The following is a 24,325-nucleotide window of genomic DNA, read 5'->3' on the forward strand; positions in this document are numbered from 1 at the left end:
TTGTGTCTTTTAAAAAAAAAGCAATAAATGGTTTTAGCTGGACAATATTTGAAGGAATATTTAGCCAAGGCTCTGTGTTTTTAGTGGGTATAGTTTTAGCTAGGCTTCTTAGTCCTAAAGATTTTGGATTGGTAGGTATAATAACCGCAATAATAACTGTTGCTAACTCTGTGGTTGAAGCAGGCTTTGGCACTGCTTTAATTAGAAAAATTGATGCCACCGAAAATGATTTTAATACTGTATTCTACACTAACCTATTAACAGCTTGCGTGCTTTATTTTATACTTTACATTACCGCCCCTAGTATTGCCTCTTTTTTCGAAACACCATCCTTAAATGAATTAATTAAAGTATCTGGCGTAGTTCTTATAATTAATGCAGTATCTCTAATTCAAAGAACCTTACTTACTAAGATTTTAGAATTTAAAAAACTTGGATTCATTGCTATTATTTCTTCTATTATTAGTGGAGCTATTGCCATTTTTATGGCTTACAGCAATTTCGAAATATGGAGTTTGATAGCCTTTTTCATACTTAGACCCTTCATAACAACAATATTGCTTTGGTTGTTTGCATCTTGGATTCCTAAACTTATTTTTTCATTAGAAAGCTTTAAAGAACTATTTGATTACGGTTACAAATTATTAATTGGAAATCTAATTAATACAGCATACAAAAATGCTTATTATTTTATTATTGGTAAATTCTTTACCCCTATTGCATTAGGTTTTTATACAAGAGCTGACCAATTTCAAACTCCTTTTTCAACTAATATAGCTGTAGCAATTAGACGAATAAGTTTCCCGATTTTATCTAATTTTCAGAATGATCAGAAAAATTTAAAAGCTAAGTTTGTACAATTTATGAGATATAGTATGTTTCTGAATTTCACGATAATGTTAAGCATAGCAGCAATGGCAGAACCGATTATTCTACTACTTATAGGTGAAAAATGGCGCCAATCAATAATTTATCTACAATTACTTTGTATACCAGGATTATTATATCCGCTGCAAATTCTTCATCTTAATTTACTACTTGTTAAGGGTTATTCTAATCTAAATTTAAAACTAGAAATAATAAAAAAGATAATTTTAGTACCTATTATATTAGTTACAATAAACTATAGTATAAAGCACATGATTTGGGGCCTTGTTATTTTTTCAATTATAGAATATTTCATAAATAGTTTTTACACTAAAAAAATTATAAAATACGATTTAAAAAATCAAATAAAAGATGCTATTCCATTTATCTTGATAGCTTTGACGACATCATCAGTTATGTACGCAATATCTTACCTCACCAATTTACCCTATCATCTTTTAGTTTTATTGCAACTTATTACAGGATTATTCGTTTTCTTAATTACCAATGAAGTTTTTAAAACTAACGAATATCTAACCATGAAGGTAAAAGTAATAACAATATTTAAAAAAATAAAGGATGGCAAATAAGAAAAGAATAGCTTTTCTTTTAAGTATAATTACCGAAAGAGGAGGTATAGGCAGAGTAACTTCCCTGATTTCAGACCAACTAAATAATATAGAAAATTTTGAAATCCATATAATCAGCTACGCAAAAAAAGGTCCTACTTCATATGGTTGGAATGATGAAATTCCATACCATTATCTTCTTGAAAATCAAACCTCAATGAAAAAAGGAATTTTTAAGGCGTCTAAAAGATTAAGAAATATTCTAGCTTTTAATAAAATTGACATATTAATATCTTGTGGTCAAATTGTAGGGCCATTAGGCGTTCTTAGTACCGTTTTTAATAAAACAAAGCTAATTTACTGGTCGCATACTAGCTTTAAAGGTGCTTCGAAAAAACAGTTTAGAATGTTTAACGAACATATTACTGCTACATTTTCTACAACTTTAATTACACTAACAAAGGCAGATGAAGAAAATTATTCTAAAGAAACACTAGCTAAGCGGGTAGTACAGATTTATAATCCTATAGATGCAAAATTAGAAAAACAATCAAAAATGTTTCTTCCAAATACTAATAAAATTATAAGTGTAGGGAGACTTTCCTTTGAGAAAAATTTCGAGGATATTATAGACATTGCTAAAATAGTTAAGATGAAATATCCAAATCTTAAATGGCATATTTATGGGTCCGGTGAACATAAAAAAACTTTAGAGCAACGAATTGAAGAAAAAGGCGTAAAGGATATCGTAATTCTAATGGGACAATCTAATAAGCTATATGAACTTTATAATGATTATTCTTTAATGGTAATGACATCTAGATATGAGGGGTTCCCTATGAGCTTACTTGAAGGTTTAGCCTCTCAATTACCTTTAATAAGCTATGACGTTCCTACAGGACCTAATGAAATTATTAGAGAGAATATTAATGGCTATCTAATAGAACCCTTTAATCAAAACGAAATGGCTAATAAAATTATACATCTATTAGCACATCCAGATAAAATGATGGAGTTTTCTCGTAATAATAAAAAATTTAAAACAGAATACAGTTTAAAAAATATAATCAATAAATGGGAAGAAACTTTAATGCAAAATTAAGTTTATGTCAAATATATTTTAACTAGATTGAATATTTAGACTTGGTTATATGTATTAAAAAAATAAATATTAAAAATAGTATGAATTTTAAAAAAATGAAACTATACCTATTTATTCAAGGTTAACCATAAAGAAATTTTTAAAATGATTTTACATATTTGTAATGATTTTTCATTAACAAAGGTTCACAGTAACCTATATAAATCTATAGATGATTTAAATATTCCTCAAGTAATATTTAATCCTGTAAGAGATACGACGCCAATAGGGAATAACAATATAAATTTTAAAACCAATAATAGTAGAATTCTATATTCCGATAAGCTAAAAAAAACACATAAATTTTTATATCGAAGTAAAATTTCGTTTTTATTTAAAGATTTGATTTCAAAAATTGATATTTCAAAAATTAAAATATCGCATGCAACTACTTTATTTAGTGATGGAGGTTTATCTTATTTACTTAAAAAAAAATATAACATACCTTATATTGTAGCCATTAGATCGACAGATTTAGAAGTGTTTCTAAAATATCGTCCTGATTTAATATTTAAAGCCAAAAATATTTTAAAAGAAGCCGAACAAATTATTTTTATAAGTGATTCTTTACAAAAGAAATTTTATCAACACCCTTTAATTTTAGGTGATAAAAAGTTTTTAAAAAGTAAGTCTAAGGTAATTTACAATGGTATCGATAATTTTTGGCTTGATAATCAAGAAAAGAAAAAACAAATTGTTCCCTTCAAAATTCTTTACGTCGGAAGGTTAATACCACGAAAAAACTTAATCAAATTAGCCAATGTCGTTATCGATTTAAACAAATCTGGTTACAATCTTGAATTAAATATTGTTGGTTCTGGCGGTGAAGATGAAAAAAAAATAGAAGAACTAGCTCTTAAATATAAAGACACCTTTAATTTATTAGGTAAAGTAAATGATAAGAATAAACTAAAGGATATCTATAATGAAAATCATATTTTCGCAATGCCTTCGAAAGGCGAAACTTTTGGTTTAGTATATATTGAAAGTTTATCTCAAGGCTTACCATTACTTTATTTAGAAAATGATGGAATCGATAATGTTTTTAATTTTGCTGTAGGCGAAAAATGTAAAATTGATGATTATGAACAGATTAAGATAAGTCTGATAAATCTTATAGATAATTACAAAGAATATAATTTAGACAAAATAGATTTCTCTTTATTTCGTTGGAGTAATATAGCAACGAAATACACCCAACTTTATAAGAAACATGCAAATAATTAAAAATATATTCTTTTTTATAAAAGTAGTATTAAGAATACCTAAAGATTATATCAAAAAAAACAAAATTCATTACACTACTAAAATTAGTAATAATACGTTAATCTCTGATTCAAAAATTGGCAAAGAAAATTACATTGCCTGTAATACTGTAATAATAAATACCAAGATAGGTAATTATTCATCTATAGCTCCTGGCGTACAAATAGGTGGTATGCAACATTCATATTGGTGGGCAAGTACATCACCAAGGTTAAGTAAGCATTGTGTTTATGATAAAGTTACAACAATTGGCAATGACGTTTGGATAGCAGCAGGTTGTATAATAAAACAGGGGGTAACTATTGGAGATGGTGCGGTAATAGGTGCTATGTCTTTTGTTAATACAGATATACCAGAAAATTCAATTTATTTCGGAAGCCCGGCAAAATTTTACAAAAAACGATTAAGTGATGATACTTTTAAAAGCATAAAAGAATCTAATTATTGGAATTTAAATCCAGCGGAAGCAATTAAAATATTAAACCAACTTGAGCATGAACATTCTATACCTACATCAATACTTCACAACACCTGATCAACCAGGTGGTACCCGATCTTATTGGAACAGCTTAGAACTTCTTAAAAATGGTCATAAGGTTACCGTAATATCTTTAGGTAAAAAAAACAAAAAAGATTTGAGCGAAAAACTGTAGATGGTATTGATGTCATCTATGTTAGAGTGCCATATTCGCAAACCATGAGTATTGCATCTAGACTAAAATCGTTTTTGCATTTTATGTTCTTCTCTACATATTTAGCGTTAAAAGAAAAAAATATAGATTTTGTAATTGCCACCTCTACCCCACTAACAATTGGGTTTCCGGCTTTGGTTTTGAAAAAATTTAAAAAAATACCTTACTTATTTGAGGTTAGAGATTTATGGCCAGAAGTTCCTATTCAAATGGGGGGTCTCAATAATAAAACTGCTATTAAGCTTGCTAAATGGTTTGAACGTAGTATTTACAAAAATGCCTCTCATGTCATTGCCCTATCACCAGGTATGCAAGATGGAGTTTTAAAAGTAGGCACACCTGATAGTAAAGTTAGCATGATACCTAACATGGCTAAGATTGACGCATTTTGGTCTAGAGAACCGAATATGGCTCTTATGCAGGAATTAAATATAAGTGAGGAAACCTTTAAGGTTATTTACTTTGGTGCTTTAGGGCAAGCTAATGCAATAGAATATATTTTAGAAACAGCTCATCTTTTAAAAGAAAATAAAACAATTGAGTTTTTATTTATAGGCAGTGGCCCTGGGAAAGAATTAATTGAAAATTACCATACTAAAGATGGTTGTAACAATGTAACTTACTTAGGTTTTTTTAATATGGAGAAAACCTCTGAAATTGTAAATTTATGTGATATATCATTAGTCACTTTTAGTAATATACCAATACTAGGCACTAACTCACCTAACAAATTATTCGATTCTTTATCTGCCGAAAAACCTATTATTGTTAATTCTAATGGATGGACAAAAGATTTGGTAGAAAAGCATAATTGTGGTGTTTATGTTGATCCAGAATCGCCTAAAGAATTTGCTGAAAAGTTAATTGCATTACAAAAAGAGCCAGAAAAACTAAAGGTTATGGGCAAAAACTCAAGAAAGTTAGCAGAGACAGTTTACGATAAATCTCTGCTTTGCAAACAATTTGCTGCCGTCATAGATTCAATTAAAATTTAGTGATTTTATAATACTTAAAATTAAAAAATGTACCCAATTTTTAAACGCTTATTTGATATTATCTTATCCTTAATAGGTCTTATATTGTTATTTCCTATTTTATTAATAGTTGCCCTTATATTGACCATAGATTTCAAAGACACTCCCTTCTTTACTCAAAAAAGACCAGGAAAAAATGAAAAAGTATTCAAGGTTTTAAAATTTAAAACCATGAATAATAAGAAAGATGAGAATGGTGAGTTATTAGCAGATTCAATTAGACTAACTCCGCTTGGAATTTTTGTTCGAAAAACATCTATCGACGAACTACCACAGTTAATTAATGTTTTAAAAGGTGATATGAGTCTTATTGGTCCGCGACCATTATTAGTTAAATACCTCCCTTTTTATAAACCCGAAGAGAGAATTCGGTTTTCAGTTAGACCTGGCATTACCGGTTTAGCCCAAATAACTGGTCGTAATTACATGAGTTGGGACGAAAAATTTCAAAAAGACATTTACTACGTTGAACATTTAGGTATTATACAAGATGTTCAAATATTCTATAAGACTTTAATTAAAGTATTTAAAACCTCTGATGTGGAACTGGATCAAAGTTCTTATATGGCGGACCTTGATATTGAAAGAAAACATTTATTCAATTGAAATGGTATAAAGAAATGGTATTTTTGATTATATGTCAAAATGTCCTTAAGAATTATATCTTTTTATTATCGCCCACAATATTTACATAAAATAACTTAACCAAGACAAAACTGTAAAATGAACAATATTTTAATTACATCCGCAGGTCGAAGGGTTTCTTTGGTCAAGTTTTTTAAAAAAGAATTAAAAGCAATATTTCCAGAAGCTAAAGTTTATGGTTCAGACATGGACCCAAATTTATCGTCAGCATGTATGGTAGCCGATGATTATTTTGAAATGCTTCATTCAAATCATGAAGATTATATAGATACATTAATTAAAAAATGTAATGAATTAGGTATTTCTTTGATTATACCAACTATAGATACATCTGTATTACCACTAGCGCAAAACAAAAAATTACTTTCAGAAAATAATATTACTGTAGTGGTTCCCGATGAGGAGTTTATAGCACAATGTAGAGATAAACGTATGATTCATGATTTCTTTGAATCTAAAGGAATTAATGTAGCTGAAGAATACTCTAAAAATAATTTTCAACTACCAATTTACATAAAACCATATGACGGCAGTAGTAGTATTGATAATTTTCTTATAAAAGATAAAGACGAATTAACAGAATACCATTATGAAAACAAAAAACTTATGTTTTTAGAATACTTGGATCATAATTTATATGACGAGTTTACATGTGACCTTTATTATACCAAAAATGGTAATTTAAGATGTGCGGTACCTAGACAACGATTATTAGTAAGAGCAGGTGAGGTAAACAAAGGAATTACTAAAAGAAATGAGTTGGTACCTTTTATAAAAAAACAGTTAAAACAATTAGTTGGTATTCGAGGCTGTCTAACTGTTCAGTTCTTCATGCATAAAGAATCTAAAGAAATTTATGGTATTGAAGTAAATCCGAGATTTGGTGGCGGTTACCCATTAACTCATAGTGCAGGAGCAAATTATGTACAATGGATTTTGAAGGAATATTTGTTAGGAGAAGATTTAACCGGTTACTTCGATGAATGGGATGAAGATTTACTTATGTTACGTTATGATGCTGAAGTACTAGTTCATGAATATAAAGATTAACGAGGATACAGCTTTAATTTTTGATTTAGATGATACTTTATATAATGAACTGTCATTTCTTAAATCTGCGTATTGGGATATCTGTTTTAACTTAAAACCAGAACAAGCAAAATCACTATACAATCAAGTATTTTCTTTATATAGAAGTGGGAAAAACCCTTTCTTGTTTCTCTCTAAAACCTTTAGTATTCCCACAGAACATCTATTAAAAAAGTATAGAAATCATATTCCTACTATAGAACCTTTCCCTGGAGTAATGGACACTATAAAAATGGTTAAAGCAAATAAAGGAAAACTTGGTATTGTTACTGATGGTCGTGAAATTACCCAAACAAATAAATTGAAATCGTTAGGTATATTTCAGCATATGGACTACTGCGTGATATCTGAAAGTTTAGGTAGTGAGAAACCTAATCCGGCAAATTTTCAAAAAATAGAAAATGAACTTAAAGTAGAAACTTATTATTATTTTGGTGATAATTTTAAAAAAGATTTTATAGCTCCACGTAAAATGGGATGGCATACAGTTGGTTTAATCGATAATGGCATGAATATACATTCCAATTCTCATAATTATCAAGAGAATAGACCAGAGTATCTTATACAGTCTTTTCTGGACATAAATATTACCTAAAGCTATACAAACAAGTAGTTGAAAAATAAAAAGCTGTTATATGTTAAAATATAACAGCTTTTTATTTTAAACGAATTAAGTAGCTATGAAATTAGTTCTTTATTAAAGAATTTCTTTTTTAAATATCTATTTGCTTTTATGTAATAATAAGTAGAACTCACCGTCCATCCTAACCAAGATAGTTTTTTATCGAATAAAAGAGGTTTCACTTTTACAAGGTATCGAAAGGTCTTTTCTGGACTCCAAATAAACTCTTTTAAGAGCTGAACTTTAGATTGTGAAAGTTGACTAGGGTCATAGACCATACCTACTTTATTGCCTCCAACATTCTGGTAAAAGCCTTTTGAAATCAATTGAATAAACTTCAATTTTTTTCTATTAGTAAAAAGACCTAATCTTAATGCCAATGCTGTCATATAATCTTGAACCATGTTATCAGTATACGTAACCCCATCCAATGAAGTAAGTAAGTTATCAAACTGACTATCCATAAACTGTTGTATCGGTGAAATAAACTCATCAAAGACCTTTTTCTCATTAGGTTCATGATATTCTATAGTAGGAGAATTAGGGTTGTCTTTATACCCTAATGTACTACCGTGCGGAGCAGCTAATAATTGTTCATATAATTGTCCGTTTGCTTGTAAAATATGATCCGAATAATCCTTTTTAGGATAAACGGTAAAATTTAAACCGTATCTTCTAGTTTTACTTTCAATAGTATAAATTTCTCGTAAACCAATATAATATCCCGTAACCGGAACTTCACAATTTAAATATTGATAAATACATTCTTGCATAGTGCCTCCCCAACCGACATCTACTAAAGTCATACCATCAGATTTCAGGTCAACATTAAATGATTTTAGATAGTTATTGAAAGCATCACGCTGTCCTACCCTATGAGTTTCATAAGCAAATTTAAAACGCTCGTTAACTCTTAATTTAGCAACTACTTCAGATTTACTAAAATTTTCTATTTCTTCATCTTTATTTACTCCAATTTCTGATGCAATAGTTAAGATATCATGCTCATCAATATTAAAAGAAGTTAAAAATTGACCAGTCGACATTACATCATAGTTCTTTTTTATTGGGGCAAATTTTTCTTCTTCAATAGGCTTTAAGGAAACTTGTTTAGCAGAATGTCTAGATGCTTTAAAATAATGAGTTTTAATATAATCCTCTTCTCTTAGCCCATTAAATTCTTGATATGTATCAAATATCTGTTTTAAATAATGACCTTCTCGTGCTAAAAAGAATAAATCTTTAATTCCATTTCTTTTTGCTTCGGCATACAAACGTTCAGTAAAGAAGTAAAAATGAATAATGTATTCACTAAATGGAAAATCACTATTCTTACAAGCCTTTTCTGTTTTACTACAAACATTTTTAAATTCTGTACTAACACTACCAAATAAATTTTTCTTATTTCTAAATTTATGAGAATAGTGTTTTAAAAAATGTCCATTTAAACCATGTTTAGTAGCATTAACTACATCACTAATTTTATTATCACCCATCATAGCGGTATGCGTGGCTATCGAACCAGTTTTATCTAATACCAATGGGTAAATATTACCTGAACTTTCCTTACTTTTCTCTAAATCGCACGAAATAAAAACCTCATTGAAAATAGCTGTTATACCATGATGGTCTAATAACCTATTAATTATAGTTTTTGGCAAATGATAATCTGAAACTATATATATATTATAATTCTCCTCTTTTAAACTCTTAAGTCCATCAACCAAAGAAGTATTTAAAAATTGAACGGAAGTTTCACTTCTATAATCTGCTTCTTGAGTATAATAAAAAAATGTATTCCAGTCCCAGTTCAAATCATTCAAATTATCTGAATTTACTAACCTGTGATAAACATCTTTCATTACCAGCTCGTAAGGTACCTCTACCTTACTAAGGTTCATATCTTCTGCTAACTTAGAAGTTGCGTCTGCCCTAATTTTAAATAAAGTACTTATGTCTATATGTAGTCCCAAATCTCTAATAAGAAATTTTGCCCAAATTCTATATACATAATTTGGATGAACCGAACGATGAATCAAAGTGTCAAACAAGTCTGTAAAAACAGTCCTAATGGTAGAATTACTCTTAATTTTACGTATTGTATTGTTCAATTTTTTTGATTTTTATTTAATAAATTAAATATTTGAAAGTTTGGCTTAAAAATACTGTACATATTTATAAATAATTTAATTACCAAATCTTAAGTACTTATATACCTCTTAATGACAAATTAAACCCTAAATAATAAGATTTAGTATAATTAATCGATAAAATAGTATAAATAACTGCACAAGGGATTTCTTACCTAATTATAGAATTATAATTTTAATATTTTAAGTTCAAATGCAAAAAACACAAACCTAATTATTTGATAATGAGTATGTATTTACGATAATACTAGTCCCATTTTTAGAATTAATATTTTCGGCATAATTTATTTAACCATAAATGCCGTATTTCTACTATATAGAAATACGGCATTTTTCTTAGATATTAGTAACTTATTTTCTCAAAATCATTCTTTTAGAAACTAGCTCTCCATTATTAAGAACTACAGTAACTACATAAACATCAGTGGTTAAAATTGCCAAATCAATAATGTAAGTTCCGTTTGTTGAAATTTCATCTGGAAGATATTGTCTGATTAACCTTCCTGCAGAGTCGTGCAATGTAAAACCAATAATATCATCTTCTGACACAATACCGTTCAATGTTATTTCTACATAATCTATTGATGGATTGGGCGATAAAACCATATCTAATTCTACATCAAGCGGTGCATTATCCTCAACTGTAATAGTGATAGTTACGCTATCAGTTAAACCTTCTGCATCTTCTACAGTTAAGGTAACCTCATATACTCCTGCTGTATTAAAGATATATTCTGGATCTACTTCAGAAGAAGTTCCTCCATCACCAAAGTCCCAAGCATAAGAAATTACTTCTGTATCATCTACTGAAGCACTACCCACAAAAAGAACAGTTAGCGGAGCTTCACCTGAATCAATATCTGAACTAGCAATAGCTATAGGAGCTTCATTCTCAACAATACTCTCGCCGACAGTTATTGTCAAAGTAGTTGTATCCGATAATCCTTCTGTATCAGTTACTATTAAGCTTACCTCATATTCACCTGCTGTGTTAAAGGTATACTCAGTATCTGCCTCTGTCGATGACCCTCCATCAACAAAATCCCAAGCGTAGCTAATTACACCAACATCATCTGTTGATTCACTACCTATAAACGAAACTGTTAGTGGCACTTCACCAGCAATAATATCAGCAGTCGCAATAGCTACAGGTGCTTCATTTTCTTCTATATTTTCTTCAACTGTTATGGTTAACGAAGTAATATCCATTAAGCCATCTGCATCAGTTACCGTCAATGTAACCTCAAATACACCATTGGTTGAAAAGGTATATTCAGGGTCTGCTTCTGTTGACGTACCACCATCTACGAAATCCCAAGCGTAGCTAACTACACCCACATCATCAGTTGAAGTGCTACCTACAAATAAAATTGTCTGTGGTGCTTCACCAAAAATAACATCTGCACTGGCAATTGCTATTGGAGCTTCATTTTCTTCATTCACAGTTATCGTCAATGTTGTACTATGCGTTTGTCCTTCAGCATCGCTTACAGTTAAAGTAACAGTATACTCACCGACCTCATCAAATACATGGACTGGGTTAATTTCATTTGAAATATCATCATCATCAAAATCCCAAGCATACGTTACAACAGCATTATCATCTGTTGACCCACTTCCGTCAAATGAAACTGTAAGTGAAGCTTCACCTTCCAATACATCTGCGCTTGCTACCGCAACTGGAATACCATTTCCTAAAACTGTAATTGTAGCAGCAGAAGTATCTAATTTACCATCCGCATCAGTAACCGTCAAGGTAACATCATAAGTACCTGACTCTGAGTAAATATGAACTGGATTCGCTTCATTAGAGCTATTACCATCTCCAAAATCCCATGCATATGAAACAATACCATTGTCATCTATACTAGCAGAAGAATCAAAATCTACTTGCAGCTCATTAATTACGTAATCAAAACTACTTTCTGGAGCACCAGCATCTGGTAAATATTGAATTAATGTTGCTTTAGTCTCTGTAGCACTATCGTCAATACTATTAGATATACCTCCTCGCCCACGTAAGTGAACACTAACAACATCATTTATTCCGTCACTATACACTTGAACACGAAGTCCATCAATTTGTATAGGTGCCTGTTCAGAACTACCCCATTCGTAAATACCGGCATCAATCCAACCTCCAACGCCTTCATCTAAAATAACCCAATCATTACCTACACGGTAGCTAATTCTCCATAATGAATTTGGTTGCGGTTGATTTTCATAAACACCACCAAAAGTAATATAGTTTACAATTTTACGTGAAGCCCAGTCTACTTGCCATTGAAAAGCGTCATCAACATCTGGTGTGCCTAAATTAACTCCAAAAGCTTCACCGAACTCATTATAATTTGTCCTTACAAAATAATCACCTCTTGATGGATCATATAAAATAGATTGAACAGTACCTCGTGGATTTTCCACAGAACTACTTATAGTTGCATCTGGTAGTAATGCAATGTTTACACCTGCATTTGGTGAGTTGTCTGCGACATCACTTGTTACAATAATGGAAACAGAAACTTGGTCTGTTAATCCTTGTTCATCAGTTACAGTCAATGTTGCGGTATAATTACCTGCCACTGTATAAATATAAGTCGGGTCTATCTCAGTTGATGTATTACCATCTCCAAAATCCCATTCATAAGACACCACAGCAACATCATCTGTAGAGTTACTTCCAACAAATTCTTCTGTAAGTGGTGCTGCTCCAGTGACTAAACTAGTTTCTATTTCTGCGACAGGCGCTTCATTTGCCGGAGCTCCTAGGTTAATTACCTGAGAAGAAGTATCACTATAACCTTCTGCATCGGTTACAGTCAAAGTAACTGTAAATGATCCTGAAGTAGGATAAATATTTGAAGGATTAGCATCTGTAGATACATTACCATCGCCAAAATCCCATTCGTACAATATAATACCAACATCATCAGTACTAAGCGAGGAATCAAAATCTAATTGAAGGTTATCAACAGTAAATTCAAAAACACTCTCTGGCGCGCCAACTGGTGGTAAATATTGAATTAAAGTTGCCTTTGTTTCTGAAGCGCTATCATTTATAATGTTAGATCTACCACCACGACCTCTTAAGTGTATACTGATTAAATCGTTAATTCCGTCACTATAAATCTGTACACGTAGGCCGTCTATGCTAATTGGAGTTTCTTCTGACCCACCCCATTCAAATATTCCGGAGTCAATCCATCCTCCGGTACCTTCTTCCAAAATGATCCATTCGCTACCTACTAGATAACTAATACGCCATAAAGAATTTGGTTGCGGTTGATTATCAAACACTCCTCCAAAAGTAATATAGTTAACATCTTTTCTGTTCGCCCAATCTACTTGCCACAAAAAAGCATCTTCTACACCTGGAGTACCTAAGTTCTCTCCTCTAGGAACTCCGTATTCATTAAAATCTGTACGTTCAAAATAATCATCTTTTGAAGGATCATAAAGAATTGCTTGCGGTGTACCTCTGCCATCGTTAGTTGAACCGCTAAGCACAGCATCTGGTAATAATGCGATATTTAAACCTGCATTTGGATTATTATCTACATCGCCACCATTTGCCAATATTGTTAATTCGTCGACATTTGTATTACCATCAGCATCAGTTACAGTCAACGTCACCATATAATTACCAGATGTTGCAAAGGTATAATTAGGATCAGCTACGTTTGATGTATTCCCGTTCCCGAAATCCCATGCATAGGTAACAACACCAACATTATCAGTTGAGGTACTACCTGAGAATTGCACATTTAATGGTGCTGGACCTACCATAATATCTGCTAATGCTATTGCTATAGGAACTGAATTATCTCTTGTCACTATAATTTCTTGCGCAGAAATATCACTCAAACCATTTTCATCTGTGACCGTAAGTGTTACATTATATGTTCCTTCTTCAATATACGTATGTATTGGATTAGGGTTTGTTGAACCATTTCCATCCCCAAAATCCCAAGTATAGGATACAATCCCAACATTATCTGTACTTGCTGAAGAATCAAAAGTTACTTCTAAATCATTCGAAGCATAATCGAATTCGCTTTCAGGAGCTCCTGTATCAGGTAAATATTGAATTAATGTAGCCTTCGTTAATGTAGCGCTATCATCAATTATATTAGATACACCACCTCTACCTCTTAAATGTATGCTTACTAAATCATTAGTTCCATTACTGTACACCTGAACTCTTAGCCCATCCATTTGTATCGGTGTCATTGTTGCACCACCCCATTCATATATACCAGCATCGATCCAACCACCAGCACCTTCTTCTAACATTGTCCAAACATCTCCAATTCTATAACTAATTCTCCATAAAGAATTTGGTTGTGGTTGATTTGGGTAAACACCACCAAAAGTAATATAGTTCACTTCTTTTCTATTCGCCCAATCTACCTGCCAATTAAAACCATTATCTGCATCTGGAGTACCTAAGTTCTCTCCATTAGCGACGCCATATTCATTAAAATCAGTGACAACAAAGTAATTTTCCGCCAATGGGTCATATAGAATGGCTTGAGGAGTGCCTTTACCATCTACTGATGAACCACTAACCGATGCATCTGACAATAAAGCTAAATTAATACCTGCATTAGCATTATTATCTACAGCACCTCCATTAGCAACAATATTAATTGTTGTTTCATTTTCGTTACCATCCGCATCTGTTACTGTTAATGTAGCGAGATAATTCCCAGGCACAGTATATTCGTATGAAGGATCTTCTTCTATAGAAGTTGCTCCATCACCAAAATCCCAAACATAACTAATTATTGCAATGTCATCCGTTGAATTACTTCCTGTAAATTGTACATCCAATGGCGCCGGACCAGTTGTCACGTTTGATGAAGCAATCGCCACAGGAATAGTTGGTATACCTTCAACGGTTATACTTTCCGTGAAAAAATCTGTTAAACCATCTGCATCAGTAAGTGTTAATGTAACATCATATGTACCATCTGCTGTGTAGTTATGTACTGGATTTGCTTCATCAGAAACTTCTCCATCTCCAAAATCCCAAGCATACGTTACAATACCATTATCATCTGTACTTTCTGAAGAATCAAAAGTAACTTCTAATTCATCAGCCATAAAATCAAATGAAGCAACAGGTGAACCATCATCTGTTAAATATTGAAATAGTGTTGCCTTAGTATTTTCTCCACTATCATTAATAAGTAATGATGTACCTCCTCTAGCTCTTAAGTGAGCACTAACTAAATCATTTGTTCCATCACTAAATAGCTGCATACGAAATCCATCTACCTCAAATGGTGCCTGAGCCTTACCCCCCCATTCATAGATACCATCATCAATCCATCCACCAATACCTTCTTCTAAAACAGTCCATTCATTACCAACACGGTAGCTCAATCTCCAAGCCGTATTTGGTTGCGGTTGATTAGGAAATGCTCCACCAAAAGTAACATAATTAACTAGTTTCTTACTAAGCCAATCTACTCTCCAGGTTAGCGCTTCTTCTACAGGTAAAGTACCTGCATTATGGTAACGAAGATCCCCATATTCATTGAAATTAGTAGCTACAAAATAATCATCTTTAGAAGGGTCATATAATATATCTTGGGGTATTCCACGACCCTCACCACCATCTATCTGACCAGATATTATGGCATCATTGGCTAATGCTATATTTGTATTTTCATCAGCTACATTATTAACATCACCACCTGTTACTGTAATTTCAATAGTTTTTGTACCAGTTTGACCATCATTGTCTGTAACTACTAATGTAGCTGTATAAACACCTATTTCTGTATAAGTATAACTGGGGTCTGCTTCTGTAGAGCTATTACCGTCACCAAAATCCCATTCAAATAAATCTACACTTTCATCATCTGAAGATTCACTACCGGTGAAATTCACATTTAAAGGTACATTACCTAAAACAGGATCTGCACTTACAACTGGTGTGGGTGGAACAGATAATTGATTTATCCACTCTTCTAATAAAGCAACACCAGCTTCATCAACTTGGTTCTTTGCTACCAATGGCATCTTAACACCAGAAGTTAAGGAATTCGCTCTATGAAAAATTTGCGATTTAGCCGCATCTTTAACAAATAGTATTTTTTGATCCTCTGCCATATCCTCTACAGGCTCAGCTATTGTAGCGCTTAATAAATTTGTTTCTATAAGACTATTAGCCAATCTTAAATCAAAATCTGCACGTAAATTATTATCTGCTTGATGACAATATGCACAATTTAAATCTAAATAAGATCTTGCCTTATCATCTAAGCTGCCGTTTAAATCATTAATAGAGGTATGTGTTAAATAACCTTCAGCAATACCATCAGTAATATTTTCTTCAATAAAACCTAATTCACTAAGGGTTACTAATTGATTACCTACTATACCACCTTGAACTGCGTAATCAAACTCACTATTTAAATATCTTGTTCTAGGTCCTAATGTACCTTTAGATATCTCATTATGACAACTAAGACATTCACTAGTAGAAGGATATTGCCATGTTATAGTCTCAGTACCTCCACCTGCTAATGTTACTTCTACATCTTTTAAATCACCACTACTCATATCAATTAAAGTAGCTTCATCTTGTGCCGTATTCCATTTATAAGATAAAAAAGTCCAGTTGCCATTACTATTTTTAATAGAAAACCTAGTTTCAACTTTTTCTAATACTGTACTATTATTTTCATCAATAGGATAATCAAAATGTTTTATTAAAACAGTACCTATAGGAAATTCCCATACACCATTTTCTGAAAAATCAATTTGTTCTGCAGCTGTATTTGGATTCCCATCGTTTGGTATTGCCATCCAACGCTTTTTTACTGCACCATCCGACCAAAAGGGATCAATTAATTCATATGGCAAATAACCATCTGCAACTACCAAATTCTCAACATCTGTAAATGCCCCTGTTTCTGTCAAAGTTTGTGGCACTCCAATTACCACACCTGGTTCTACAAAACGCAATAACTGAACATTATTACCTTGAGTTAAATAGTAAATATCACCATCAGAATCTTCACCAAAAGAAATTGGTCTTCTAGGTAAAGTACCTAAAGTTGTAACATCGCCTGTAGCAATATTTACCGAAAGAATTTTTTGTGTCAACCAATCTGCAGTAATATAATCACCATTAAATGCTGTAAATTCAGAACCTCTATAAACATAACCTCCAATTATTGAACCAGCATCATCTCTTGAAAATGCAGTCAATGGTAATTGGTGAGGCATATCATTCAATAAACCATCAACATCACAACCATTGAATGGTCCATCTGCTGGACCCTCGTAAACTGGCCAACCATAATTTGCTCCACTAGAAAGCACATTAATTTCATCATGTGTACTAAAGCCTACTTCACCTAAATAAATTGATCCAGTCTGAGAATCTTTACTCATTCGGTGCGGGCTTCTATTTCCTATAGAATAATACTCTTCAAATATTTCACCCGTATTATCTATAAATGGGTTATCATTAGGAATAAAATAATTTTGACCTGTAATTTCTTGTGCATCACCTACATCTTCAGGCATTGTTCTGATAGGAGCGTGACTTTTAGTAATATCCATATCTACATCTATACGTAGAACACCACCATCAATATTCTCTGTCATATTCTGCGCACTAATTGCACGTCCTTGTTCACCAACTGCTACATAAAGAAATCCGTCGTCACCAAAAACCATAGCTCCACCACGGTGCGTAGTATTCAACATCCTTCTTCTAATCATTATATCTCTAGATCCCTCAACAAATGTTAAATTAGCAGGGTCTAACTCAAAACGTTCCAAATGAATGTAATTACCATGAAACTCTTCTAAATCGCAACCAAATGTACCATTACCTCCAGAACTTAATGTATCATCACCCGTTTCTGATTCTGTAGTATAAAAAATATATACATAATTATTACCACCTAAACCAAAATTGGGATGCAACTCAAGTCCTAAAAGACCTCCATCCCAAACTTCAATATTTGGAGTTACTGCATCGCCAACCTCATCAGAAAAATCTACTATTAAATTTTTTACATTAGCAGCTTGATTATCATCAATCCAAAAAATTTCTCCATTCAATTGACCGACTATAATACGGTTTTGAGTTGGTACAGGGTTAAAAGTCAAAGGCCAGTCGAAAGTTAAATTTTCAAATGCCACTTCGTAAGGTTCCGTACTGACATTAAGGTCTGGAAAGTTATCATCTGAAAAAGCTACAAAAGGAGTAGCTTCAGATAAACCTGGTCCAAAAAACATAGGGCTAAAACTCATAAAAGTAGCTACAGCACCTATAACACCAGTTGCGAGTACAATTTTCTTTAAGTTACGAAAAGAAGAAGTAATTTTTTTAATCATAATTCTAAATAATATAGAGATGGGTATAATTATCTTACAAAAAAAACACATAACGCATTAAGAACAGATTAATATCGTTCAAAACCATATAAAAACGTTTAATTTCAATGAATACTAATAGTAATAAAGCACTTGATTATTAAGAAAATTCTGAAATTAACCATTATTTTTTTTGATGGATATTATGTCCTCAACAACCATTATTGCAAAATCCAAAATCAAAGAGATTAATTAATACCAATACAAATTTTTACTATGAAATACCTATTTTTACCAACGTTTAATTTCTATTTATTTAATAACCTAAACAAAAGGGTTCACTTTATTATGTATAGATATTAAATTACAAAAGTAAATACGCGAATATAAATGGAAATCAGAAAATGCTTATTACTATTATTTTTGATAATTAACGCTTATTCGTGTGGTATAGATTCTGATGTTCTGGAAATCAACAATAGTATTAAATCGATAAAACTAATATTTCCCAAAAACACGTCTGAAGTTTCAGATGGAATGATTATTTCTGATACGGAAAGTGAATTAGTTTTCGAATGGCATAACGAAGGTATCGGTAATGAAAATTTATACTTTTTAGAACTAAAAAACCTTAGCAATTATGAAACCACAATTTATGAAAGCGCCACGACTAACGCTTCAATAATACTTCAACGTGATGTAGCATATTCGTGGATCGTAAAAGATTCTATAAATAACATAAGTGCAACATGGACTTTTATAAATCTAGGTCCATGGGATACATCTGAACCACCTTTAGCCGCTACAGCTATCTCCCCTGTTTCAGGAGCTTCAATATCACAAACAAGTACAAGCGTAAATTTAATTTGGAAATCAGAAGACCCAGATGACGATATTGTTTCTTATGACTTATTTTTTGGTGAAGCAAAAGACCCTCAGCTTTATGGAACCGATGTCACCGACACTAGATTTAGCGAGATACCCGTGGAAGCGGGTAAAACTTATTACTGGAAGATTATAACAAAAGACAGTGTTGGAAACGAATCAACCTCGTCAGTTTTTAATTTCACAGTTGGATCATAAGATTAAATTTCACTATAAATTTATACTTAAAACATTCACAAAACGAGAACATTATTTTCCAATTAAACATACTTTTATTGTAAAATAAATAGCATCAGATATATGTCTTTAATTTTTAAATAAATCGCTATAATGGAAAATAAAAGAAATAAAAAATGGGCTATATTATGTAGTGGTATAGGTAATAATATAATTGATATTATTAATATTTTACATCACCAAAATACAGTTCAAAATAATTTTGAAATTTCATTAATCATATACGATAATAATGAATTCGCGGCTTTAGAAGCTGCAAAAAAACATGGTATTGAAACTTTAGAAATCTCAAAATATTCCTTTCAAAATTCCAAAGAGCATCAAAGAGTTATTTGTAATGAAGTTCTAAAAAGAGAAATAGATTTTATTTTTCTTTTGAATTATAAATATTTAATCCAAAAAGAAATGCTTGATACCTTTCCGAATAAAATTATAAATATCCATCCATCACTTTTTCCAAGTTTTTTAGCCACAAAAACTGCTATTCAAGATGCATTAGCATATGGCGTAAAAATAACAGGTATAACCACCCACATTATAGACGACGAATATGACAAGGGTCTTATCTTATACCAAACACCAATCAAAATAAAAGTTTCAGATACTTTCGAATCTTTATACCCTAAATTTAGAAAAAAAGGTAAAAAAATAATTATTAAAACTATGCAGAAAGTTTCTAATTTTCTTTGATAATAACAACCCCACTATAAAAATAAATATGACAGCTAATACTTTCGAAATTGTAGATTTATCGTCCCAAAAAGATTTAACATCTTATCTAGATATTTGCTCCAAAATAAAAGATGATAATCCATTCATTAAATTCGATTTAACTATTTCAAATGATTTTTCTACCAATAAAATTAAATACTTTTTATTAAGTGTGAATAACGAACCAATAATAATCATGCCAATTATTATTCGAAACATTAGTATCAATAAATTACCAACGAAACATAAAGATGTTATTAGCCCGTATGGATATAGCGGTCCTTTAATCTCAGAAAAAGCAACCGAACTCGAAATAACTATATTTTGGAAAGAAGTTGATTTATGGTATAATAATAATAATATAATTTCCGAATTTATTCGCTTTAGTTTAGATAACAATACTCACGGGTACAACGGAGTTTTAAAACCTACATTAGATAATGTTTGTGGTGATATTGTTGAAGAAAACTTACAATGGACCAGATTTGATAAAAAAGTACGTAACAACTACAGGAAGGCTGAAGTAAATCAATTAAAATTCGAACTATTTACCAATAAAATTGAACCTAAAATCGTTAATCAATTTTATGATATTTATAAAAACACTATGATAAGACGCAGTGCGGATATTCAATTATATTTCTCACTAGATTACTTTGAAAATTATACTAAATCTAATCCAAACCACTGCGCAATCGCAATGGTGTATAAAAATGAAGTTCCAATTTCCACTGAATTTTTATTACTTTCCAATAATAAAATTTACTCTTATTTAGGTGGAACAAATTCTGAATATTTTAATTGTAGACCAAATGATTTTTTGAAAGTAAATATTATAAACTGGGCTAGGATTAAAAATTTTAAGCAATATATACTAGGTGGCGGTAGAATTAATAATGACAACTTATATACTTATAAAAAATCCTTTTTTCCAAAGGAAAAAGACATCATATTTTTTACAGGAAGAAAAATACTAAATCAAAATACTTATGATGATCTTAGTATTGAATCTCAAAACACCTTCGGAATTAATAATATCATTAACTCTGATATCACTGAATTCTTTCCTGCTTATCGAAATCCAAATAATTCAATCACAATTTAATTATATTCTATTATATCCATAGATTAAAACTTAATTTATGGATATAATATTTATACAAAACAATCAACGTTATTCTTTACTAGAATTCTAGTATCACAAACTCAGAACGTCTGTTAACTGCGTGTTTTTCTTCAGGACAATAGGTATTGTCATCACACTCATTCAATAACATGGTTTCACCATAAGCTTCTGTTGTTAACTTATCAGCAGATACGCCTTTAGACAATAAGTAGTCTTTAGTTTTATCGACCCTACGCTGCGATAACCAATCATTATACTTCGAGGTTCCTCGAGAATCTGTGTGAGAAGTAATCTTTAAAGTTAATGATGGTATTTCTTCTAAAACCTGAACTAAAGAGTCTAACACTTTTTTAGATGAAGAATTAACAACCGAAGAATTTAAACCAAAATATACATTACCTAAATTCTCAATTTTAGATTTAATTTCTGCTTTACGCTTATTAATCGCATCTACTTTTGCTTTTTCAGCTGCAGCCAATGCATCTTCCTCTTGTTGTTTTTTAAGTCTTTCTGCCAATAACAATTCGTCTTTTAAACGATTAACTTCATTGATTGAATCTCTTTGACGTTGTTTTTCTTTCTCGATGGCAGCTAAAAGTTCTAATTTCTCTTCACCGAGTTCAGAAAGTCCTTTTTCAATACCAAATTGATAAACCACGCCCGCTGCATGCTGTATATGATTTGTAGCGCCTCCATTTTGACTCATAGCCCATTTGCCCGTAGAGCTAAAGTCTAATCCCCATCTATCAGAAAACCATGTTCTAAAACCGACAACTGCATTATAGGTTCCTCTACCTTTATTATTTGCATCTGTATAACCCGCACCAATACCTACATATGGATCGAACCAGCCAGTTTCTCCTATTATTTTATTAATGTCATAAGTAACCCTACTATCAATTCCAAAATAACTGATATTATCAGTAATAACCACAGCATCAATAATATTACCTTCTTTATATTGATTATAAGTTCCAACAGCTTCTAGACCAAGTCCACTTTTAAAATATCTACCGATACTTACTCGAGAAGGAAAAGGGACAATATTCCATTCTTGACCTACATTAAAAATACCGTCAAAAACATTACCCGAATCATCTACAGCATTCAAACCGACACCGAAAATCCAAGAGCTTTGTACAATACTATCCTTTGCCGTAATTTGAAGTTCATCTTGAGCAAAAGTGACGGATGATACCATAAGAAGTAATAAAAAACTAAAAATAGGAGTAGTTTTCATAATTATAAATTTGGGGTTATAAAATGTAAAATTAGTTGTAGGTGAGGTACTTAACAAATAATTACTTTATACAGCAATTAAAATCGTTTGATAGTTGAATGTAGAATAATTATCGACTAATTACTTTTGAATTTTCAGAGATTTTGTACTTAAAGGCAACTTATACATGCTGAAAGGACTTACAATAAAACCATTTTCTTCTTTAGATGCTGTAGTTTTAAGCTTATGAATTTGTAAATAACCAGCCTTCTCGTTCAATTCTAAATCAGCATAATTAGAAGCTGTACTATCGCCACACCAAATAAGAATCATTTCGGTATTGAAATCTATTGAAGGCGGAGTCAATCCTGGTTTTCTGGAACGGTTTATTTTACCGTAAAAAGCGTTTAATTCTTTCTGATTCTTTATTAATAGATACTCTTCTTGTTCAAAGCCGCTATAATTTTCATTTAAGATAAGTTCCATAACGGTATCATTAGATTCTTGCAAACTACTTTGAGCAGTGCTCTTACAAGAATTCAGCTGAATTATAGCTAATAGAAAAAAACAAGTGAAATATTTAAGCATTTTTGAATCTACCTTTATAAGCTCTTTCGTATACCTCTTCATAAAGCGGTACCACTTTTTGAATATCAAAACGTTGTGCCTCTTTTAAGGCATTCAGTTTAAACCGTTCTAGCACGCTATCGCTCTTTAAAATGGTAATTGCTTTTGCGGCCATATCATTAATATCACCTACGTCACTTAAAAATCCACTAACGCCTTCTGTATTCACTTCTGGAATACCACCAGCATTACTAGAAATCACAGGAACCTTGTTTATCATAGCCTCAAGTGCTGCTAGTCCAAAGCTTTCTGTCTCTGAAGGCAGTAAAAATAAATCTGAAAAGCATAAAATCTTATCGATTTCATTACTGTTACCCAAAAATATCACCTTATCTGCTATACCTAATTCTTCGCATAAACGTTCTGCACCTTCTTTCTCAGGACCTTCACCTACCATAATAAGTTTAGAAGGAATTTGAAGTTGAATTTTACTGAATATCTTAACGACATCAGGTATACGTTTTACTTTTCTAAAATTACTTATGTGTGTAACTATTCGCTCACCTTCGGTTGCCATATTAGACCTTTGGCAATCGGTAAAAGATGTACTATATTTTTTAGCATCGATAAAGTTCGGGATAACTTCTATATTGCCTTTAATATCAAAAGTATCTAAAGTACCTTGTTTTAAACTCTCAGAAACCGAAGTAACTACATCAGATTGGTTGATACTAAAAGTAACTGCTGGCTTATAAAAAGGGTGTTTACCAACTAAAGTAATATCGGTACCATGCAATGTTGTAATCATAGGTACGTAAATACCCTCTTCTTCTAACATTTTCTTTGCCATATACCCAGCATATGCATGTGGTATAGCATAATGAACATGTAGTAAATCTATTTTGTGAAGTTTAATAGTATCAACCAACTTGCTAGATAATGCTAATTCATAAGGCTGATAATGAAACAGTGGATATTCTGGCACATGAACTTCATGAAAAAATATTTTATTACTTAACAACTCTAAACGAACAGGTTGCTTGTAGGTAATAAAATGAATTTCATGACCTCTGTTAGCCAATGCAATTCCTAATTCTGTTGCGACAACACCACTACCGCCAAAGGTAGGGTAACATACTATTGCTATTTTCATTACAACAAA

General features: G+C 31.6%; 17 protein-coding genes. 12 read left to right on the forward strand and 5 right to left on the reverse strand.

Annotated features, from left to right (window positions below; all coding sequences use genetic code 11):
- Nucleotides 1-2: 2 nt before the first annotated feature.
- The 9 genes from QSV08_RS08510 (at nucleotide 3) to QSV08_RS08550 (ending at nucleotide 7,898) form a co-directional block, all read left to right on the forward strand.
- Complete coding sequence (locus QSV08_RS08510) at nucleotides 3-1,457, forward strand: lipopolysaccharide biosynthesis protein (RefSeq protein ID WP_324027965.1); 1,455 nt, start codon at nucleotides 3-5, stop codon at nucleotides 1,455-1,457.
- Nucleotides 1,447-2,538, forward strand: a complete 1,092-nt coding sequence (locus tag QSV08_RS08515) for a glycosyltransferase (RefSeq protein ID WP_324027966.1) — start codon at nucleotides 1,447-1,449, stop codon at nucleotides 2,536-2,538. Before QSV08_RS08510 ends, QSV08_RS08515 begins: the two co-directional genes overlap by 11 nt.
- 144 nt (nucleotides 2,539-2,682) lie before the next feature.
- Nucleotides 2,683-3,804, forward strand: a complete 1,122-nt coding sequence (locus QSV08_RS08520; RefSeq protein WP_324027967.1) for a glycosyltransferase family 4 protein — start codon at nucleotides 2,683-2,685, stop codon at nucleotides 3,802-3,804.
- Nucleotides 3,791-4,378, forward strand: a complete 588-nt coding sequence (locus QSV08_RS08525; protein WP_324027968.1) for an acyltransferase — start codon at nucleotides 3,791-3,793, stop codon at nucleotides 4,376-4,378. Before QSV08_RS08520 ends, QSV08_RS08525 begins: the two co-directional genes overlap by 14 nt.
- A complete protein-coding gene (locus QSV08_RS08530; RefSeq protein ID WP_324027969.1) occupies nucleotides 4,338-4,496 on the forward strand; it encodes a hypothetical protein in 159 nt (52 codons plus the stop codon). Before QSV08_RS08525 ends, QSV08_RS08530 begins: the two co-directional genes overlap by 41 nt.
- 44 nt (nucleotides 4,497-4,540) lie before the next feature.
- Nucleotides 4,541-5,530, forward strand: coding sequence for a glycosyltransferase family 4 protein (locus QSV08_RS08535; RefSeq protein WP_324027970.1), 990 nt, complete (start codon nucleotides 4,541-4,543; stop codon nucleotides 5,528-5,530).
- 27 nt (nucleotides 5,531-5,557) lie between these two features.
- Nucleotides 5,558-6,175: a sugar transferase gene (locus QSV08_RS08540; protein ID WP_324027971.1), complete on the forward strand. Its 618-nt coding sequence runs from the start codon at nucleotides 5,558-5,560 to the stop codon at nucleotides 6,173-6,175.
- 117 nt (nucleotides 6,176-6,292) lie between these two features.
- Nucleotides 6,293-7,264, forward strand: a complete 972-nt coding sequence (locus tag QSV08_RS08545; RefSeq protein WP_324027972.1) for an ATP-grasp domain-containing protein — start codon at nucleotides 6,293-6,295, stop codon at nucleotides 7,262-7,264.
- Nucleotides 7,248-7,898 (forward strand): HAD family hydrolase, encoded by a 651-nt coding sequence (locus QSV08_RS08550; protein ID WP_324027973.1) that lies wholly within the window; start codon nucleotides 7,248-7,250, stop codon nucleotides 7,896-7,898. The genes QSV08_RS08545 and QSV08_RS08550 overlap by 17 nt, the downstream gene beginning before the upstream one ends.
- 83 nt (nucleotides 7,899-7,981) lie before the next feature.
- Here the strand turns inward: QSV08_RS08550 and QSV08_RS08555 are convergent, their stop codons facing one another.
- Nucleotides 7,982-10,036 (reverse strand): HAD family hydrolase, encoded by a 2,055-nt coding sequence (locus tag QSV08_RS08555; RefSeq protein WP_324027974.1) that lies wholly within the window; start codon nucleotides 10,034-10,036, stop codon nucleotides 7,982-7,984.
- Between the two features lie 390 nt (nucleotides 10,037-10,426).
- Nucleotides 10,427-18,439 carry a PKD domain-containing protein gene (locus tag QSV08_RS08560; protein WP_324027975.1) on the reverse strand — a complete coding sequence of 2,671 codons (8,013 nt, stop codon included), beginning with the start codon at nucleotides 18,437-18,439 and terminating at the stop codon, nucleotides 10,427-10,429.
- Between the two features lie 369 nt (nucleotides 18,440-18,808).
- Between QSV08_RS08560 and QSV08_RS08565 the strand changes: the two genes are divergently transcribed.
- The 3 genes from QSV08_RS08565 (at nucleotide 18,809) to QSV08_RS08575 (ending at nucleotide 21,356) form a co-directional block, all read left to right on the forward strand.
- Nucleotides 18,809-19,501, forward strand: a complete 693-nt coding sequence (locus QSV08_RS08565) for a hypothetical protein (protein WP_324027976.1) — start codon at nucleotides 18,809-18,811, stop codon at nucleotides 19,499-19,501.
- Between the two features lie 132 nt (nucleotides 19,502-19,633).
- Nucleotides 19,634-20,230: a formyltransferase family protein gene (locus tag QSV08_RS08570; RefSeq protein ID WP_324027977.1), complete on the forward strand. Its 597-nt coding sequence runs from the start codon at nucleotides 19,634-19,636 to the stop codon at nucleotides 20,228-20,230.
- Between the two features lie 28 nt (nucleotides 20,231-20,258).
- Nucleotides 20,259-21,356, forward strand: coding sequence for a GNAT family N-acetyltransferase (locus QSV08_RS08575; protein WP_324027978.1), 1,098 nt, complete (start codon nucleotides 20,259-20,261; stop codon nucleotides 21,354-21,356).
- A gap of 79 nt (nucleotides 21,357-21,435) precedes the next feature.
- On the opposite strand, the gene QSV08_RS08580 is transcribed toward QSV08_RS08575, so the two are convergent.
- The 3 genes from QSV08_RS08580 to bshA all read right to left on the reverse strand — a co-directional run bounded on the left by QSV08_RS08580 (nucleotide 21,436) and on the right by bshA (nucleotide 24,316).
- The gene (locus QSV08_RS08580) at nucleotides 21,436-22,617 is read right to left on the reverse strand and encodes an OmpA family protein (protein WP_324027979.1); all 1,182 of its coding nucleotides are present in this window, start codon (nucleotides 22,615-22,617) and stop codon (nucleotides 21,436-21,438) included.
- 120 nt (nucleotides 22,618-22,737) lie between these two features.
- On the reverse strand, nucleotides 22,738-23,184 hold the full coding sequence (locus QSV08_RS08585) for a hypothetical protein (RefSeq protein WP_324027980.1): 447 nt from the start codon (nucleotides 23,182-23,184) through the stop codon (nucleotides 22,738-22,740).
- Complete coding sequence (gene bshA, locus QSV08_RS08590) at nucleotides 23,177-24,316, reverse strand: N-acetyl-alpha-D-glucosaminyl L-malate synthase BshA (RefSeq protein ID WP_324027981.1); 1,140 nt, start codon at nucleotides 24,314-24,316, stop codon at nucleotides 23,177-23,179. Before bshA ends, QSV08_RS08585 begins: the two co-directional genes overlap by 8 nt.
- Nucleotides 24,317-24,325 lie beyond the last annotated feature (9 nt).

Origin of the sequence: Maribacter sp. BPC-D8 (genome assembly GCF_035207705.1) — a bacterium.
Classification (GTDB): domain Bacteria; phylum Bacteroidota; class Bacteroidia; order Flavobacteriales; family Flavobacteriaceae; genus Maribacter.